The 16,177-nt window shown below is 72.6% G+C and carries 15 protein-coding genes; 5 read left to right on the forward strand and 10 right to left on the reverse strand.

Annotation, left to right across the window (positions count from 1 at the left end; translation table 11 throughout):
- From ACW0Q9_RS01925 to ACW0Q9_RS01935, 3 genes are all read left to right on the forward strand, one after another.
- On the forward strand, positions 1–706 hold a 706-nt coding region (locus ACW0Q9_RS01925), incomplete at its 5' end, for an NAD(P)/FAD-dependent oxidoreductase (RefSeq protein WP_456178026.1).
- 38 nt (positions 707–744) lie between these two features.
- Positions 745–1,068 (forward strand): thioredoxin, encoded by a 324-nt coding sequence (gene trxA / locus ACW0Q9_RS01930; protein WP_456178028.1) that lies wholly within the window; start codon positions 745–747, stop codon positions 1,066–1,068.
- Between the two features lie 192 nt (positions 1,069–1,260).
- Positions 1,261–2,418, forward strand: coding sequence for an N-acetylmuramoyl-L-alanine amidase (locus tag ACW0Q9_RS01935; RefSeq protein WP_456178030.1), 1,158 nt, complete (start codon positions 1,261–1,263; stop codon positions 2,416–2,418).
- A 12-nt stretch (positions 2,419–2,430) separates the two neighbouring features.
- On the opposite strand, the gene ACW0Q9_RS01940 is transcribed toward ACW0Q9_RS01935, so the two are convergent.
- A complete protein-coding gene (locus ACW0Q9_RS01940; RefSeq protein WP_456178032.1) occupies positions 2,431–3,096 on the reverse strand; it encodes a GNAT family N-acetyltransferase in 666 nt (221 codons plus the stop codon).
- A gap of 291 nt (positions 3,097–3,387) precedes the next feature.
- Here ACW0Q9_RS01940 and ACW0Q9_RS01945 point away from each other — a divergent pair, with 291 nt between their 5' ends.
- Positions 3,388–4,701: an aminotransferase-like domain-containing protein gene (locus tag ACW0Q9_RS01945; protein ID WP_456178034.1), complete on the forward strand. Its 1,314-nt coding sequence runs from the start codon at positions 3,388–3,390 to the stop codon at positions 4,699–4,701.
- 7 nt (positions 4,702–4,708) lie between these two features.
- Positions 4,709–5,707: a D-alanine--D-alanine ligase family protein gene (locus ACW0Q9_RS01950; RefSeq protein WP_456178036.1), complete on the forward strand. Its 999-nt coding sequence runs from the start codon at positions 4,709–4,711 to the stop codon at positions 5,705–5,707.
- Positions 5,708–5,709: 2 nt separating this feature from the next.
- On the opposite strand, the gene ACW0Q9_RS01955 is transcribed toward ACW0Q9_RS01950, so the two are convergent.
- The 9 genes from ACW0Q9_RS01955 to rpmH all read right to left on the reverse strand — a co-directional run bounded on the left by ACW0Q9_RS01955 (position 5,710) and on the right by rpmH (position 15,938).
- Positions 5,710–6,558: a hypothetical protein gene (locus tag ACW0Q9_RS01955; protein WP_456178037.1), complete on the reverse strand. Its 849-nt coding sequence runs from the start codon at positions 6,556–6,558 to the stop codon at positions 5,710–5,712.
- A gap of 2,739 nt (positions 6,559–9,297) precedes the next feature.
- A complete protein-coding gene (locus tag ACW0Q9_RS01960; protein ID WP_456178039.1) occupies positions 9,298–10,353 on the reverse strand; it encodes a ParB/RepB/Spo0J family partition protein in 1,056 nt (351 codons plus the stop codon).
- Between the two features lie 27 nt (positions 10,354–10,380).
- Complete coding sequence (locus ACW0Q9_RS01965) at positions 10,381–11,748, reverse strand: AAA family ATPase (protein ID WP_456178040.1); 1,368 nt, start codon at positions 11,746–11,748, stop codon at positions 10,381–10,383.
- Positions 11,749–11,996: 248 nt separating this feature from the next.
- Positions 11,997–12,767 carry a 16S rRNA (guanine(527)-N(7))-methyltransferase RsmG gene (gene rsmG / locus ACW0Q9_RS01970; protein WP_456178042.1) on the reverse strand — a complete coding sequence of 257 codons (771 nt, stop codon included), beginning with the start codon at positions 12,765–12,767 and terminating at the stop codon, positions 11,997–11,999.
- A gap of 500 nt (positions 12,768–13,267) precedes the next feature.
- Positions 13,268–13,852 (reverse strand): Jag family protein, encoded by a 585-nt coding sequence (locus ACW0Q9_RS01975; protein ID WP_456178043.1) that lies wholly within the window; start codon positions 13,850–13,852, stop codon positions 13,268–13,270.
- A gap of 217 nt (positions 13,853–14,069) precedes the next feature.
- Positions 14,070–15,071: a membrane protein insertase YidC gene (gene yidC / locus ACW0Q9_RS01980; RefSeq protein WP_456178045.1), complete on the reverse strand. Its 1,002-nt coding sequence runs from the start codon at positions 15,069–15,071 to the stop codon at positions 14,070–14,072.
- Positions 15,072–15,311 (reverse strand): membrane protein insertion efficiency factor YidD, encoded by a 240-nt coding sequence (gene yidD, locus ACW0Q9_RS01985; protein ID WP_222866071.1) that lies wholly within the window; start codon positions 15,309–15,311, stop codon positions 15,072–15,074. It abuts the gene before it with no gap.
- 41 nt (positions 15,312–15,352) lie between these two features.
- Positions 15,353–15,766 (reverse strand): ribonuclease P protein component, encoded by a 414-nt coding sequence (gene rnpA, locus ACW0Q9_RS01990; protein WP_456178047.1) that lies wholly within the window; start codon positions 15,764–15,766, stop codon positions 15,353–15,355.
- A gap of 34 nt (positions 15,767–15,800) precedes the next feature.
- Positions 15,801–15,938 carry a 50S ribosomal protein L34 gene (gene rpmH, locus ACW0Q9_RS01995; RefSeq protein ID WP_013736606.1) on the reverse strand — a complete coding sequence of 46 codons (138 nt, stop codon included), beginning with the start codon at positions 15,936–15,938 and terminating at the stop codon, positions 15,801–15,803.
- Positions 15,939–16,177: the final 239 nt, after the last annotated feature.

Below are 16,177 nucleotides of genomic sequence, written 5' to 3' on the forward strand. Positions count from 1 at the left end.
GACCCGGGTCGAGCTGAAGGACACCGGTGACACCGGCTCGGACGCGGTCAGCACCGTCTGGGTGGGCGAGACCGCCTACCGGGCCAAGGCGGTCATCCTCTCCACCGGCTCGGCCTGGCGGCCGCTGGGCGTGCCGGGCGAGCAGGAGTACCTGGGCCACGGCGTGTCGTCCTGCGCCACCTGTGACGGCTTCTTCTTCCGCAACCAGCACATCGTGGTCGTCGGCGGCGGCGACTCGGCGATGGAGGAGGCCAGCTTCCTCACCCGGTTCGCCGAGTCGGTGACGATCATCCACCGCCGCGACTCGTTCCGCGCCAGCAAGATCATGGCCGCCCGGGCCCTCGGCAACGAGAAGATCAAGGTCGAGTGGAACAGCGTCATCGAGGAGATCCTGGGCGAGGACGGCAAGGTCAGCGGGGTACGGGTGCGCAACGTGCACACCGGTGAGAGCAAGGTGCTCGACGTCACCGGCGTCTTCGTGGCGATCGGCCACGATCCGCGCAGTGAGCTCTTCCGCGACCAGGTGGAACTCGACGACGAGGGGTACGTGAAGGTGCAGGCGCCGACCACCCGGACCAGCATCCCGGGTGTGTTCGCCGCCGGTGACGTGGTCGACCACACCTACCGGCAGGCGATCACCGCGGCCGGCACGGGCTGTGCCGCCGCCCTGGACGCCGAGCGCTTCATCGCCACCCTGCAAGGCTGAAAGATTTTCACAAAAAGGTCCCGGAGGAGGGGTTCATAGTGGGAGCAACCAAGGCGGTCACGGACGCGAGCTTCGCGAGCGACGTGCTGAAGTCCGACAAGCCGGTTCTGGTCGACTTCTGGGCGGAGTGGTGCGGTCCGTGCCGCAAGGTCTCGCCGCTGCTGGAGGAGATCGCGGGCGAGATGGGTGACCAGGTCACCATCGTCAAGCTCAACATCGACGAGAACCCCGAGACGGCGCGCACCTACCGCGTGATGTCGGTGCCGACCCTGACCATCTTCAAGGACGGTGAGCCGGTGCAGTCCATCGCCGGCGCGAAGCCGAAGGGCGAGCTGGTCAAGCTCATCGAGTCGGCGCTCTGAGCCGACGCCCGACACCGCCGGAACCCCCGTCCACCCCACCCCGGGTGGCGGGGGTTCCGCCGTTTCGGACCTGCGGCGAACCCGGGCCGCTCGGTGACCGGTCACGGTACGCTCCGTAGGCGTGTCCCGGGCGGGGGAAGCACCTCCGTCGGAGTCTCCGGCCAGCCGGCGTCCGTGCAGAGGGGGGTCATCGTGCGTCCCATCCGACCCGGTGACCGGGGACCCGCGGTGGCCGAGATCCGCACCGTCCTCAAGGGCCTGGAGCTGCTCCCGAGCGGCGGGGGCGAGGAGTTCGACGCGGAGACCGAGCGCGCGGTCCGGGCGTTCCAGCAGTCCCGCGGCCTGAGCGTGGACGGGCGGGTGGGCGCGGAGACCTGGCGGGCGCTGGACGCGGCCCGCTGGCGGTTCGGCGCGCGCACCCTCTACCACGCGGTCCCTGAGCCGCTGATCGGCGAGGACGTCCGGTCGCTCCAGGAACGGCTCCTGGAGATGGGGTACGACGTGGGCCGCGCCGACGCCATCTACGGCATCCGCACCTCCCGCGCGGTCGCCCAGTTCCAGCGGGAGATGGGGCTGAAACCGGACGGGGCGTGCGGCCCGCACACCATCAACGCGCTGCGCCGCCTCGGCCGCAAGGTCGTCGGCGGGCGGCCGCAGTGGCTCCGCGAGTCCGACGCCATCCGTCAGGCCGGGCCGACCCTGGTCGGGCGGACCGTGGTGATCGACCCCGGGCACGGCGGCACCGACCCCGGCGTGGTCGTGCCCGACGGCCCGCTGCGCTGGACCGAGGCGGACATCGTGCACGACCTGGCCAGCCGGCTGGAGGGGCGGCTCGCCGCGGCCGGCGTACGGGTACAGCTCACCCGGGGCCCGTCCCCGCGGACCTGCCTGCCGGACGCGGACCGGGCCCAGCTCGCCAACTCCCTCGGCGCCGACGTCTTCATCTCGCTGCACACCGACGGGCACGCCAATCCGGCGGCCGACGGGGTGGCCACCTACCACTACGGCACCGACAACGGCGTCACCTCGGCCACCGGGGAGCGGCTGGCCGGGCTGGTGCAGCGGGAGATCGTGGCCCGCACCGGGCTGCGGGACTGCCGCACCCACGCCAAGGCGTGGGACCTGCTGCGGCTGACCCGGATGCCCGCCGTGCGGGTGGAGGTGGGCTACCTGACCTCGCCGGCCGACCGGGGCCGGCTCGTCGACCCCCGGTTCCGCGACCGGGTGGTCGAGGCGATCGTCGCGGCCGTGCAGCGGATGTACTACCCGATCGAGCGGGACGTGCCGACCGGCTCGATCGACGTGAGCGAGCTGCGGGCAGTGGTGGCCGCCGGCACGGTGGTCGACTGAGCTCCGCGGCCGTCAGCTGGTCGAGCGGGTGGCCGGAGCCGGCCGGACCGGGCGGAGCAGCGTCTCCGGGCTCATCGAGCCGAGCAGCTTCTCCAGCGCGTACTCGACGTCGGACTTCCAGCTCAGCGCGGTGCGCAGCTCCAGCCGGAGGCGGGGGTAGCGCGGGTGCGGGCGGACCGTCTTGAACCCGACGGAGAGGAAGAAGTCGGCCGGTGCCAGGCAGGCCCGGGTCGGATCGTCGCCGTCGTCGCCGAACTTGGCGTCGCCGAACGCCTCGATCGCCTTGATGCCGCGCTTCGTGAGATCCCGGGCCACACCCTGGACCAGCATCCGGCCCAGGCCGCCGCCGGCGAAGGCGGGCACCACGTGGGCGGTCATCAGCAGCGCGGCGTCCGCGGAGACCGGCGAGGTGGGAAACGCCATCGAGCGCGGGACGTAGGCCGGCGGGGCGTACATGACGAAACCGGCGGGCATCCCGTCGACGTAGGAGAGCTTGCCGCAGGAACCCCACTCGAGGAGCGTCTGGGAGACCCAGGCCTCCTTCTCCAGGCCCGGGTCGCCGGCGGCGCACGCGCGCTCGGCCGAGACCGGGTCCAGCTCCCAGTAGACGCACTGGCGGCAGGAGCGGGGCAGGTCCTCCAGCGTGTCCAGGGTCAGACTGACCAGACGTCGCGACATGAGCACCCCACCCATTTGGCTCGCCGGCGGAGACCACCGCGGTCTCCCGCCGCCTTCCTGCCCCCGACGAGCGATCGTACGCCCCTGCCCGACGCTACGGGAGTGGACGCGCGAACGCCCACCCGAGCCGGGGAGGGCCGGTCCGGGATGTGGACGTACCCACACGGCGGGCCCGATGCTGGCCGGCGCCGATTACGATCGACCAACCGGCGTCCCGCGCCGCCATGGTTGCCGGCATCGCGGGTACCACACCGGGCGGCAGCCCCGCCGACACCCGATCGAGGTGATGTCATGACCGGCACGACGCTCGACGACTACACCGACCGGTACGCCCGGCGGGTCCGGGGGATGACGGCCTCCGAGATCCGGGCACTCTTCGCGGTGGCCAGCCGGCCGGAGGTGGTCTCGCTCGCCGGTGGCGCGCCCTACATCGCGGCGCTGCCGCTCGACGCGGTCGGCGAGATGCTCGGCCGGCTCGGTGCCGAGCACGGCGCCACCACCCTCCAGTACGGCATCGGCCAGGGCACCCCGGAGCTGCGCGAGCGGATCTGCGAGGTGATGGCGCTGTCCGGGATCGACGCGTCGTGCGGCGCCTCGCCGGAGGACGTGGTGGTCACCGTCGGCGGCCAGCAGGCGCTCGACCTGGTGGCCCGGCTCTTCCTGGACCCGGGAGACGTGGTGCTCGCCGAGGGCCCGACCTACGTCGGCGCACTCGGGGTGTTCCAGGCCGCCCAGGCCCAGGTGGCACACGTGCCGATGGACTCCGAAGGGCTGATCCCCGAGGCGCTGGAGGTGGCCATCGCCGACCTGGCGCGGGCCGGCCGGCGGGTGAAGTTCCTCTACACCATCCCCACCTACCAGAACCCGACCGGCGTGACGCTGAGCGAGGAGCGGCGCGAGCGGGTGCTCGACATCTGCGAGCGCGCCGGCCTGCTCGTGGTGGAGGACGACCCGTACGGTCAGCTCGGCTTCGAGGGCGAGGCGCCCGCGCCGCTGCGCGCCCGGCGGCGCGACGGGGTCTTCTACCTGAGCACCTTCTCCAAGACCTTCGCGCCCGGCCTGCGGGTGGGTTGGATCCTCGCCCCGCACGCGGTCCGCGACAAGCTGGTCATCGCCAGCGAGGCGCAGATCCTCTGCCCCAGCGGTTACGCGCAGGCCGCCGTCTCGACGTACCTCGGCACCATGCCCTGGCGGCAGCAGCTCAAGGTCTACCGGGAGGTCTACCGCGAGCGCCGGGACGCCCTGCTCGACGCGCTCGCGGACCTGATGCCGGCGGGCACCAGCTGGACCACCCCCGGCGGCGGCCTCTTCGTCTGGGCGACCCTGCCGGACGGCCTCGACTCCAAGGCGATGATGCCGCGGGCGATCGCCGCCCGGGTCGCGTACGTGCCCGGCACCGGCTTCTACGCCGACGGGACCGGCAGCGGCAACATGCGGCTCAACTTCTCCTTCCCGCCGCCGGAGCGGATCCGCGAGGGCGTCCGCCGGCTCGCCGGAGTGATGGAGCAGGAGATCGCCATGCGCAAGGTCTTCGGCGCGGTCGGCGGCGCGGGTCCGCGGCGCCGGCAGGGCGGCTCGGACGCGCCCGGTCCCGACTTGGCATGATTCCCGCATGGCCGTCAGCCCTGCTCCCGACACTTCCGTGACCGGACCCGCCGCCACCGACGAACTGCACGTGCTGGTGCTCGCCGGCGGGCTCTCCTACGAGCGGGACGTCTCGCTCCGGTCCGGCCGGCGGGTGCTCGACGCGCTGCGCGCGGTCGGCGTGGAGGCCGAGCTGCGGGACGCCGACATCGCGCTGCTGCCCGCCCTGGCCGCCGACCCGCCGGACGCCGTGGTGATCGCCCTGCACGGCGCCACCGGCGAGGACGGCTCGCTGCGCGGCGTACTCGACCTCTGCGACGTGCCCTACGTCGGCTGCGACGCCCGCGCGTCCCGGCTCGCCTGGGACAAGCCCTCCGCGAAGGCGGTGCTGCGCGAGGCGGGCATCCCGACGCCCGACTGGGTGGCGCTGCCGCACGACCGCTTCTCCGAACTGGGCGCGGTGGCCGTCCTCGACCGGATCGCCGACCGGCTCGGCCTGCCGCTGATGGTCAAGCCGGCGCAGGGCGGCTCCGGACTGGGCGCCGCCGTGGTCCGGGACCCCGCGTCGCTGCCGGCCGCCATGGTCGGCTGTTTCGCGTACGACCAGACGGCCCTGGTGGAGCGCTACGTTCCCGGCATGGACGTGGCGGTCTCCGTGCTCGACCTGGGCGAGGGCCCGCAGGCCCTGCCGCCGGTCGAGATCGTGCCCCGCAACGGCGTCTACGACTACGCCGCCCGCTACACCGCGGGCCGCACCACCTGGCACGCGCCGGCCCGGCTCGATCCGGCGACGACCGAGCGGGTGGCCGAGGTGGCTCTCGCCGCGCACACCGCGCTCGGCCTGCGCGACCTCTCCCGGGTCGACCTGATCGTCGACGCCGAGGGGCAGCCGCACGTGCTGGAGGTCAACGTCTCCCCGGGGATGACCGAGACCTCGCTCCTGCCGCTGGCCGTCCAGGCGGCCGGGCTGGACTTCGGGCGGGCGCTCGGCACGCTCGTGAGCCGCGCCGCCGCCCGCCGCCCGTGACGTCAGGCTGAGCCGGCCGCCTGCTGCGGCTCCTCCGCTGTCCGCGTCACCGGGCCGGGCTCGTGCGGCTCCCCGGCCTTCGCCGGTCCGGCCGGTTTCCGCGACTCCTCGGCCTCCGCCGGGGTGGCCGGCTCGTGCGGCTCCTCGATCGAGGACCGCTCCGCCCCTTCGGTCTCCGGGATCTCGTCCGCGGCCTCGATCACCGACGCCGTCTCCTCCTCGGCCGCTTCGGCCGTCTCGCCCGTCGACGGGGCGTTGAGGCTCGACGGCGCCTGCCACTGGATCCGGGGCGGCTCGGCGAGGGGCCGGCCACCGAACTCGGCCAGCCACGCGGCCACCATGGCCAGGTTCTCCCGCCACTGCGCCTCGGAGATCGGGGGCAGGATCGAGTCCCACAGGGACAGGAATGTGCCGCGCAGCTGCAGCCGCCCGTACGGCCGGGCCAGGAACCACAGGTGCAGATGCGCCGAGCCGTCACCCCAGCGGTTGACGTGCACCCGGGCCACGCCGTCCAGCGAGCGGATGGCCCGCTCCAGACGTACCGTCATCACGCCCAACTCGGCGGCGAGCAGGTTCGGCAGATCGCCCAGGTCGAGGTGCGACCGGGACTCCAGGATCAGCACCATCGGAAGGCCCGTGGGTCGGTCCATCGCCCGAACCCGCCATCGCTCACCCACCCAGATGTACGCCTCGTCCGGCGCGTTGCACGCCGTGCACTCCCGGCTCCCCTCACCGCGGCGGGGTGGTTCGACCGGTACGGGCTCATCGAGCGGCTTGACGTGGAGCTCGCCCTCGAAGGGGAAGGAGGGCCACTGGGTGAAGTCCGGGACTGAGGGAGGGGTGTCCTGCACGACGCTGACCCTAACCGAGTTGGCGACGCCTGTCCCTACCTGATCGCCGGGCCGCTGAGCGTTCCTCATCGATCCACAACCGGTTGTCCACCGCGTTGTCCACAGGCCGCTGAGATCACCACCACGCCGCGTCATCCACTGCTCAGCAAGGGTTTCCGCGCGCTGTTTCACGTGAAACGGGGAGGGCCTGTGGAAAACGGCTGTGGATAACGGGGGCGGGTTGTCCACGGGTCGTGGAAGTGGCTCGGCCCTTCCGTCCTAACGATCGAGTCGGCGATCGGTACCGGGTCTCCGGCTCGTTTCAGAGGGGTGGCCTGTCAACGGACCGGCGGACGGCCGGGCTCGTGTTTCACGTGAAACGAGTGACCCCCAGTGGATCGGGGTTGGAGCGCCGAGGCGGGTCCGGCAGACATCTCTTTCGCCCGCGCCGAGGCGGCCCTGAACCCGGGGGGTCAGGCGGACGGCTCCTCCCCGCCAAGCCGGACTGGCTCCTACTCGCCCCTCCCGGTGCCCGCTGGAGAGCTTCCCGGCGACGTGCCTGCGGCGGACGGCGGCGACTCAGGAGTACGAGGCGTGGTTGGCTCGCCTGATCCGCACTCGTCATCAAGTTCTTAGCCGGCGCACGGTCCTCGCCGGTTCCGGCCCCGCCCTGTAGCTACGACGGCCCCGACCCCCAAATAGGCGTGGACCGCTACGAGCTTGATGACGTGGATGACTCACGCGAAGACACACGTCAGGCGCCGTGACCGGCGTCGAGGGGGGGCCGGGTCCGCACCGATGAGCGCGGCCGATATCAAAGAGGCGGATGGGCTCTGCCGGGAAGTGACCGTTGGTCTTGCCTTACCCGCCGCCGTTGATGGAGGCAGCGCGAGTCGGCTCGGTCGACGGATGGATCGCCGGCCCAGGGCTCGTGGGACGACGGGCTTCGTGGGATGCCGTTTCACGTGAAACAGCCAAGGCTGGGACGTGCGCAGGGCCCGGTCGCGCAGGTCGCGAACCGGAGGCACCTCCTCGGCCAACTCCGCCAAGTCGAGTCGAAGGCGGTCCTGGTTCATCGGGCGCTTCCTTGCGATGCGGGGCCTTCTCTGGCGGCGGCGACAATCGCCGCCGCTCGTCGACCCGGAGCCGGCAGGCCGGCGCGAGTGGGGAACCCGGCCTCGCCTGGCGATGCGAAGCCGAGCGAGGCACCTCAGCCCGGACCGCCTCGTTGCGGACGATTCCTCTGCCGCCCGGCCCTTGGGCAACGGCTCCGGCTGGGGAGCCCGATCCGAACGGGCAGACAGGCCGACTGAGATGTGCGGGTCACAAGGCCGATTGCACGCGACGCGCGGACCGCTCAGCGCCTCAGAGCCGGCCCGCAATCCGGGAGGGGGTCCCCAGGGCCGAACCAGGGACGGCAGACCGCTCCAGGTGGCTCACAGCCCTTGCGGGACCGTCTCGGGGCCGACATCCAGTTCTTGGAGCATCCATGCGATCCAGATGACCGCTGGCGAGGCAGGCGTGTACCGGCAAGGGGGGCACATCCGCATCGGGCTGCGTGGGTACGGCTGAGGCCTCAGGCGCTGGGCGCCCAACCGACGCCAGGGCACCTGGATTACCGGCCAAAGGCTGCCGGCCAAGACGCCGGCGGGCGCGGCGGCGACGGCCCCACAGGCAGGCGGGGCGGCGACGGCCCCACAGGCAGGCGGGGCGGCGACGGCCCGCAGGCGGGCGGCTGCCGGGCCGGAGAACGACAACCCGGAGAACGACGGCCCGCGGGACAAGGGCCAGCCAAGGCGAAGGCCCGGGGATGAAGCGAAGGCCTGGGGATGATTGCGAAACGGCAGGAGGGCGGATCGCAGGAGGGCGGATCGTGGACGGGGGATCCGGGAACGGGGGATCCGGGGACAACAGCACACCCACCCAGGCGGACCGCCTCGTGGCGAAGCGGGCGCACGGGCGGTGGGCTCGGAATGGAGGGCGACGGCGAGAGGTTGGAGCGCGCACCGAAGCCGATTGAGGGCTGGCTGCCCGCACAGAGGCGGACCCCTTGAGGGCGCTGGGCCCGGTACCGCATGGGGATTCAGACTGCGGCAACCTGGGTTGGAGCCGCCGGACCGAATCACCGGCGGGGACAGGTTGCCCAGCCGCCAGGCGGAACCACCGGCGGGAAAGAGTTCTCCGTCCGCCGCCCCCGCCCGCGGCTGCGGGACTCCCCGCCACGACCACGTCGCCGTTTCACGTGAAACACACGCTCCTCACTGTCGGACGCCACGGCCCAGTCGCGGAGTCGCGGAGCGCCTTCGATCAGCTTCGAGTAGTAGGCCGATCATCGGTAGACAGTCGGATCCCGGCTCGCCACCGGCAGCGCCGGCAGGGGACGACGGCAGCGACGCCATGTCGGCACCCAACACCGGCACCCACCGCCGATAGCGCAATCGGCACCGACAAGGACATCGGGCACCCGGGCACGGGCCACCGGCCACCGGCCACCGGCCACCGGTAAGGACGCCTACCCGGTCCGTGCGATGCGGACCAGACACTGAGTTGACACCCGCCACCGGAGCCGATCCGCCAGCATGTGCGCCGCCTTGGACAACGTCCGAGGGACCAGCCCTCCGGCAGGACGCCCACCCACTCCTGCCGGGAAACCAGAACCGACTCGACCAAGCCGAGACCCCTCGGCCGACCCACCTCGCAAACGACACGGCCGCGTCGTCCCGGCAGGGACCACGCGGCCGAAGATCGACAGGGGCGTACCTACTCCCCGGGCTGCTCCTCCTGGCCCACCCCGATGATCCCGACGATCCGCTCCAGGTCGTCGACCGTCGCGAACTCGATCGTGATCTTGCCCTTGCTCCGGCCGATGTCGACCTTCACCCGGGTGTCGAATCGGTCGGAGAGCCGGTCGGCGAGGTCCGTGAGCGCCGGTGCATGCGGCTTCGGCCGGCGCTTCGCGGCGGGGGTCTTCGCCGGGCCTTCGGCAAGCGCCAGGGCCACCAGCTCCTCGGTGGCGCGTACGGAGATGCCCTCAGCGACGATGCGCTTGGCAAGCTGCTCCTGCGCCTCGGCGTCGTCGAGGCTGAGCAGGGCGCGGGCGTGGCCGGCGGAGAGCACCCCGGCGGCGACCCGGCGCTGCACCTGGGCGGGCAGGTTCATCAGCCGGATGGTGTTGGAGATCTGCGGGCGGCTGCGGCCGATCCGGCGGGCCAGCTCCTCGTGCGTCGCGCCGAACTCCTCCAGCAGTTGCTGGTACGCGGCCGCCTCTTCCAGCGGGTTGAGGTTGGCCCGGTGGATGTTCTCCAGCAGCGCGTCCCGGAGCATCGCGTCGTCCTTGGTGTCCCGGACGATGGCGGGAATGCTGTCCCGGCCGACCGCCTGGGCCGCGCGCCAGCGCCGCTCGCCCATGACGAGTTCGTACTTCTCGCTGTCGAGCTGGCGGACGACGATCGGCTGGAGGAAGCCCACCTCCTGGATCGAGGTCTTCAGCTCCTCCAGCGCCTCCTCGTCGAAGACGTGCCGGGGCTGCTTCGGGTTCGGCACGATGCTGTCGACCGGGATCTCGGCGAAGCGCGCTCCCGGGACCGGGCTCAGTTGCGGCTCCGGTTCCGCGGCCGGGACGGCCGGGGCGCGCAGGTCGCCAACGCCGCCGGCCTCGGTCACGACCGCCGCCGCACCGCCCACGGGGGTGGTGGGCACGGCCGCCGCCGTACCGTTCTCGGGTTCGGCGGCCGCCGGGGCGCTGCCCGGCACGGGCCCGGTGGGGATGAGGGCACCGAGCCCCCGACCCAGACCGCCGCGAGGACGGTTCTTCATGCGACGCCTCCCAGCGACTTCTCCGCACTACGCATTCCGGCTCACCGGCTCCTTGACGCCTCGCTCGGCAATCTCCTGGGCGGCCTCGAAGTAGCTCGTGGCCCCCCGCGAACCGGGATCGTAGGTCATCACCGACTGGCCGTAGCTGGGCGCCTCGGAGACCCGTACGTTCCGGGGGATCACGGCCTCGAGCACCTTGTCTCCGAAGTGGTTCCGGACGTCCTGCTCCACCGCGTCGGCCAGCCGGGTACGCCGGTCGTACATGGTGAGCAGGATGGTGGAGACCTCGAGCTTCGGGTTGAGGTGCTGCCGGACCAGGTTGATGTTCTGGATCAGCTGGTTGAGGCCCTCCAGCGCGTAGTACTCGCACTGGATCGGGATGAGCACCTCCTGCGCGGCGACCAGCGCGTTGACGGTCAGCAGGCCGAGCGAGGGCGGGCAGTCGATGAAGACGTAGTCGAAGTGCCCCGGGTACGCGGCGATGGCCCGGGCCAGCCGGGACTCCCGGGCGACCACCGAGACCAGCTCGATCTCGGCGCCCGCCAGGTCGATGGTGGCCGGTACGCACCACAGGTTCGGGATGCCCTCGACGGCCTGGGCCACCTCCTCCAGCGGCACGCTGTCGATCAGGCAGTCGTACACGTCCGGCACGCCGGTGTGGTGCGGCACGTTCAGTCCGGTGGAGGCGTTGCCCTGCGGGTCGAGGTCGACCACGAGGACCCGGTTGCCGTGCAGGGCGAGCGCCACCGCCAGGTTGACCGTGGTCGTGGTCTTGCCCACGCCGCCCTTCTGGTTGGCGACGCACATCACCCGGGTCCGGGCGGGGCGGGGCATGCTGACCTCACCACTCGGATTCAGGATCTGCACGGCGCGCATAGCCTCCATAGCCAACGGTGGGTCATCCTCTTCGCGCGTCGGGGTTTCACGTGAAACGTACGTGCTCGCCGGGGGTTCGGCACCGTAGTCGGCGGCCGGTGGCGTGTCGGAGGGGGCCGTCGCGCCGGCGGCCGCGTCCGGCACCGCCTCCGGGGTGGGCTGCTGCGGCACGGCCGCGACCGGCGGCTGCTGCTCGTAGCGGGCGGGGACTGCAACGTTCCCGCGCACGGGAGCCGGACGGGAGGTGGGCGCGTTCGCCGGACCCCCGTTCGGGTCGTGCGGCTCCCGCGCCGGCGGCACGTTCATCGGCACGGCGGAGGTCGGCCGCACGGCGCCCGCTGCCGGCACGTCCCGGCGCACCACCGGATCGCAGTCCGGCGGGCGCGTGGACGGGTCGTGGGGCTCGTCGTTCGCCGGCCAGCCCTGGTAGTTGGTTTCACGTGAAACGGGGCCGGTGGCGGAGGGTCGCCCTCCTGGCCCGGTCACCCGTGGGTCGTCGTACCTGCCGTCGTCATGCACCTGTCATCCCTGCCCGCTCCGGATGGTCGGTCCGCACCCCGTCATTCAGGCCCCCGCGCTCACCGCGCGGCGTCGCCGGCCCGGTGGGAACGGTCGGGTGCGGTCCCGCCCGGCACCGCCGTTCCACACTATCGACGCGCGGCCAGCCTACGGCCGACGGGCGCAGCGGGTCCACGTCGGGTTCTGATCGATCAGCTCACGCCCACCCGGTTCAACGACCGGCTGGGCGTCCGGAAAGCCTTGCCCCGTCAGCGATCCCGGCCGTGCGCACTGCGGCGCCGGCCGCCCCGCGAGCGCTTCGGCCCCTTCTTCTTGGCCGGACCGACCACCCGCTCGCGCACCACCTCGATCACCGTGGCGGGCGGGTCGATCACACCGACTCCACACCGGTGCAGCTCCGGCTCGCCGCCGCCGAGCCGGGCGACCGCCGCCGCGTGCTCGGCGATCTCCTCGGCTGCGGAGGCGCCCTTGAGGGCCACCAGCCGGCCGCCGGGCTTCGCCAGCGGCAGGCACCAGGCCGCGAGCCGGTCCAGCGAGGCCACGGCGCGTGCGGTGACGATGTCGGCGGCCAGTGGCTCCCGGTCACGGGATCCGGCGGCGGCCTCCTCGGCGCGACCGCGGAACACCCGCACCGACCTGGTCAACCCGAGCTGCTGCACCGCCTCGATGAGGAAGGCGGTCCGGCGGGCGAGCGGCTCGACCAGGGTCACGGTCAGGTCCGGGCGGGCGATCGCCAGCACCAGGCCGGGCAGGCCGGCCCCGGAGCCGACGTCGATCAGGCTGGCGCCCTCCGGGATCCGCTCGGCCATCGCCGCACAGTTGAGCAGGTGACGGTCCCAGAGCCGCGGCGTCTCGCGGGGGCCGATCAGGCCGCGCACCACGCCGTCCGTGGCCAGCAGTTCGGCGTACGCGGCGGCCAGGTCGAGCCGGTCGCCGAAGAGGGTACGGGCGGCCTCCGCCAACTCGGGCGGCAACGTCGCCCCAGCGGGGGACGGCTGATCGCCGGAGGACCGGCTCACATTGTCCACATCGGACGGTGCGTCGTCGGCCGGCTCGGATGCCCCGGCCTCCGCGGCGCCTCGACCCCCGGAGGGCCGACCTTCCTCGCTGCGGGCGGCGGGGGCCGGCTCGGCGAACACCGGATCGACCACACCCACCGGGGCCCGGGACTCCTCCGGCGTCGACGGCTCGGGCCGCCCCTCCGGTTCGCCAGAGAAGGCCGGCGTCACCTCGTCGGCCGGGTTGGCTCCGACGACGAGCGCTTCCGTCGCCGGCACGGGCTCGCCGGACAGGTCCGACCCATCGGAAAGACCCCGCGCCCCGGAAGGTCCCGGCTCACCGGAGAAGGCCGGGTTGACCGGGGCCGCGGGTGTGGCCGGAGCCGAGGGGTGGGCCGGAGCGCCGCCCTCGGAGAAGACCGGGTCGACGGCCGGGTCGGGGTGGACAGGCGACGGCCCGGGCGGCGTACCACCCGGGCCGGCCACGGCACCCGCCGTCGTCTCGTCGGAGGCCACCTACGTCAGTCCGACACCGGCCGGACGATGATCCGGCGGTTCGGCTCGACGCCCTCGGACTCGCTCTCCACACCGGTCATCGCGTTGACCACGTCGTGCACGCACTTGCGCTCGAACGCGGACATCGGCTCCAGGCGCACCGGCTCGCCGTACTCCTTCACCTTCTCCACCGCGTTCTTGGCGACGGCGGCCAGCTCCTTGCGCCGGGCGCCGCGGTAGCCACCCACGTCGAGCAGCAGGCGGCTCGGCGAACCGGTCTGCCGGAACACCGCCAGCCGGGCCAGCTCCTGGAGCGCCTCCAGGGTGGCGCCGCGCTGGCCGACCAGGTTCTGCAGGCGGTCGCCGACCACCTCGACGACCGGGCGGCCACCGGAGACCAGCTCGTCGATGTCGCCGTCGTAGTCGAGGATGTCGAGCAGGCCCTCGACGTAGTCGGCGGCGATCTCGCTCTGCCGGAACAGGTCGCTGTCGGCGGGGGCCTTCTTCTCCCGGGCCTCGGCCTGGGGCTCCTCGGCCTCGTCGCTGGTGGCGGCCGGCGCGACCTCCTCGTCCAGGGACTGGTCGGCGCTGGGGATGCTGGTGTCGGTCACGGTCTCATCTCCGTACTCGCTCGGCCGGACCGTCGGGTCCGCTGGTCTCCCGGGGCCGGCGGGAGGTTCGCCGGTGCCCTCGGGCACGTCTGTACGGGCCAGTTTCGCCCGTGACCGCGCTCCGCGCGGCGGTTCCGGCCCGGCGCCGACCTCTCAGGTGGCAGCTCGGGGGCCGGAACGGGCCGCCACCGGGTCTCCGGCGGCGGCCCGGCGGGGCTCAGCCCTGTCGCTTGACGGGCCGGCCGCCACCCTTCTTCGGGTTGACCGGCTTGGCGCCGGGCTTCGGGCCAGCCACCTTGGGGGCGGCGACGGGGGCCTTGGCGGCCGGCTGGGCGGTCTTGCGGCCGAGCAGGCCACCGGTCTTGGCCGGCTGGGCGGCGGCCTTGCCGCCGGTGGTCTTACCGGCGGTGCTGCTCTTCGCCGGCACCAGCGGCGGGAACTTGCGCAGCACCCACTGCTGCTGGCCGAGGGTGAAGAGGTTGTTGGTGACCCAGTAGATGATCACACCGATCGGGAAGATCGCGCCGGAGATCAGCAGCGACACCGGGATGCCGTAGAGCATCAGCCGCTGCACCATGCGCTGCTGCGGGTCCTCCGCCCAACCGGTCTTGAGGATCATCTGCCGGCTGGTCAGGTAGGTCGTCACGATCATGATGCAGACCAGCACGCCGGCGACGATCTTCACGGTGGTGAGGTTCGCACCGAGCGACGCCATCTCGGCCGCGGTGGAGCCGAACTTCCCGGAGATCGGGGCGGTGAAGAGCTTCGCGCTCGAGGCGCTGTTGAACTGGTCGACGGTCCAGCCGTAGAGGGTCTTGCCCTGGTTGTCCGGGTTGAGCCGCTTGAGCGTGTGGAACAGGCCCAGGAAGACCGGGATCTGGAGGAACATCGGAAGGCAGCCCATCAGCGGGTTGGCCTTTTCCTTCCGGTAGAGCTCCATCATCTCCTTCTGGAGCGTCTCCCGGTCACCCTTGTGCTTCTCCTGGAGCTCCTTGACCTTGGGCTGGAGCGCCTGCATGGCCCGCTGGGACTTGATCTGCTTGACGAAGACCGGGAACAGGATCACCCGGACCGTCACCACCAGGAAGATGATGGCGAGGATCCAGGCCCAGTTCGTGCCGAGCACGGCCTCGACCGGAACCCCGATGGCGTCCCAGGCCGAGTGCCAGGTCAGCAGGATCCACGAGATCGCGTAGTAGATCCAGTCGAGACTAAACACTCAGGCTCCAGTCACGTCGGAACGGCGGCGGCCGCCCGGCTCCGGCACCGGGTCGTGTCCACCAGGGTGGAAGGGGTGGCAGCGCGACAGCCGCCGGACCGTCAGCCAGGCTCCCCGCAGCGCACCGTGCCGGGACACCGCCTCGACGGCGTAGGCACTGCACGACGGATAGAACCGGCAGCGGGCCGGCAGTGCCGGACTTATCCACCGACGGTACGCGATGATGGGCGCCAACAGCATGCGGGCACCGGCAGACGGCCGCGGCGGGGCAGTGTGCTCGGTCACCGGGACCGCCGGCCCCGGGGAGAGCGTGCGGCGGCGAGAGCGGCGTCCAGGTCGCCCCCGAGCCGGGCGTACGACGCCTCGGCGGCCTGCGGCAGGGCGCGTACGACCAGGGTGCTGCCGGCGGGCAGGTCGGCCAGCCGCTCGCGGACGAGGTGGCGGAGGCGACGGCGGACCTTGTTCCGGACCACGGCGTTGCCGACGGCCTTGGACACGACGAAGCCGGCGCGGCGGGGTGCGGAGGTCTCCGCACCGCTGCTCCGCGCCGGCTCCGGCGAGGTTGTCGCGGTGGGTCCGGTCTGCTCGGGGAGGGTCAGGTGCACCACGACGGCGCCACGGCCGACGCGTCGGCCACCCCGGACCGCTGCGGCGAAGTCGCTACTGCGCCGCAGTCGCTGCGCGGCGGCCAGCACGACTGCCCACGTCCCCGGACCGGACCGGTCGGCCTCAGGCCGACAGGCGGGCGCGGCCCTTGGCGCGACGGGTCGAGATGATGGCGCGGCCGGCACGGGTGCGCATGCGCAGCCGGAAGCCGTGGGTCTTCGCGCGCCGGCGGTTGTTCGGCTGGTAGGTGCGCTTGCTCACGTCAGGCTCTCCGTTGTCGTACGCCCCGCGCGGGGGATCGCCCGGGGTCGTGTGGTGGTCCAGGCCACCTCGGCGGTGGCCTCCGATCGGTGCTGCTCTGCGGCGCGGGTCCTCGGCGATGCGGGGAGGCCGCGGGCAGCAAGCACCCATCACCCTAGCAGAGGGCGAGAGAGCAGCCGCTCCAGCCTACGCAGGGGGGCAATGACCGTCAAACCTCACACCCCGGCCCCGACCAGCGC

It is taken from the genome of Micromonospora sp. I033 (genome assembly GCF_053890995.1).

Coding starts and splice junctions, on each gene's coding strand:
- ACW0Q9_RS01945 (WP_456178034.1), top strand. CDS start 3,388: ATGACCGGCACGACGCTCGACGACTACACCGACCGGTACGCCCGGCGG.
- ACW0Q9_RS01940 (WP_456178032.1), bottom strand. CDS start 3,096: ATGTCGCGACGTCTGGTCAGTCTGACCCTGGACACGCTGGAGGACCTG.
- yidD (WP_222866071.1), bottom strand. CDS start 15,311: ATGCTGTTGGCGCCCATCATCGCGTACCGTCGGTGGATAAGTCCGGCA.
- ACW0Q9_RS01960 (WP_456178039.1), bottom strand. CDS start 10,353: ATGAAGAACCGTCCTCGCGGCGGTCTGGGTCGGGGGCTCGGTGCCCTC.
- ACW0Q9_RS01950 (WP_456178036.1), top strand. CDS start 4,709: ATGGCCGTCAGCCCTGCTCCCGACACTTCCGTGACCGGACCCGCCGCC.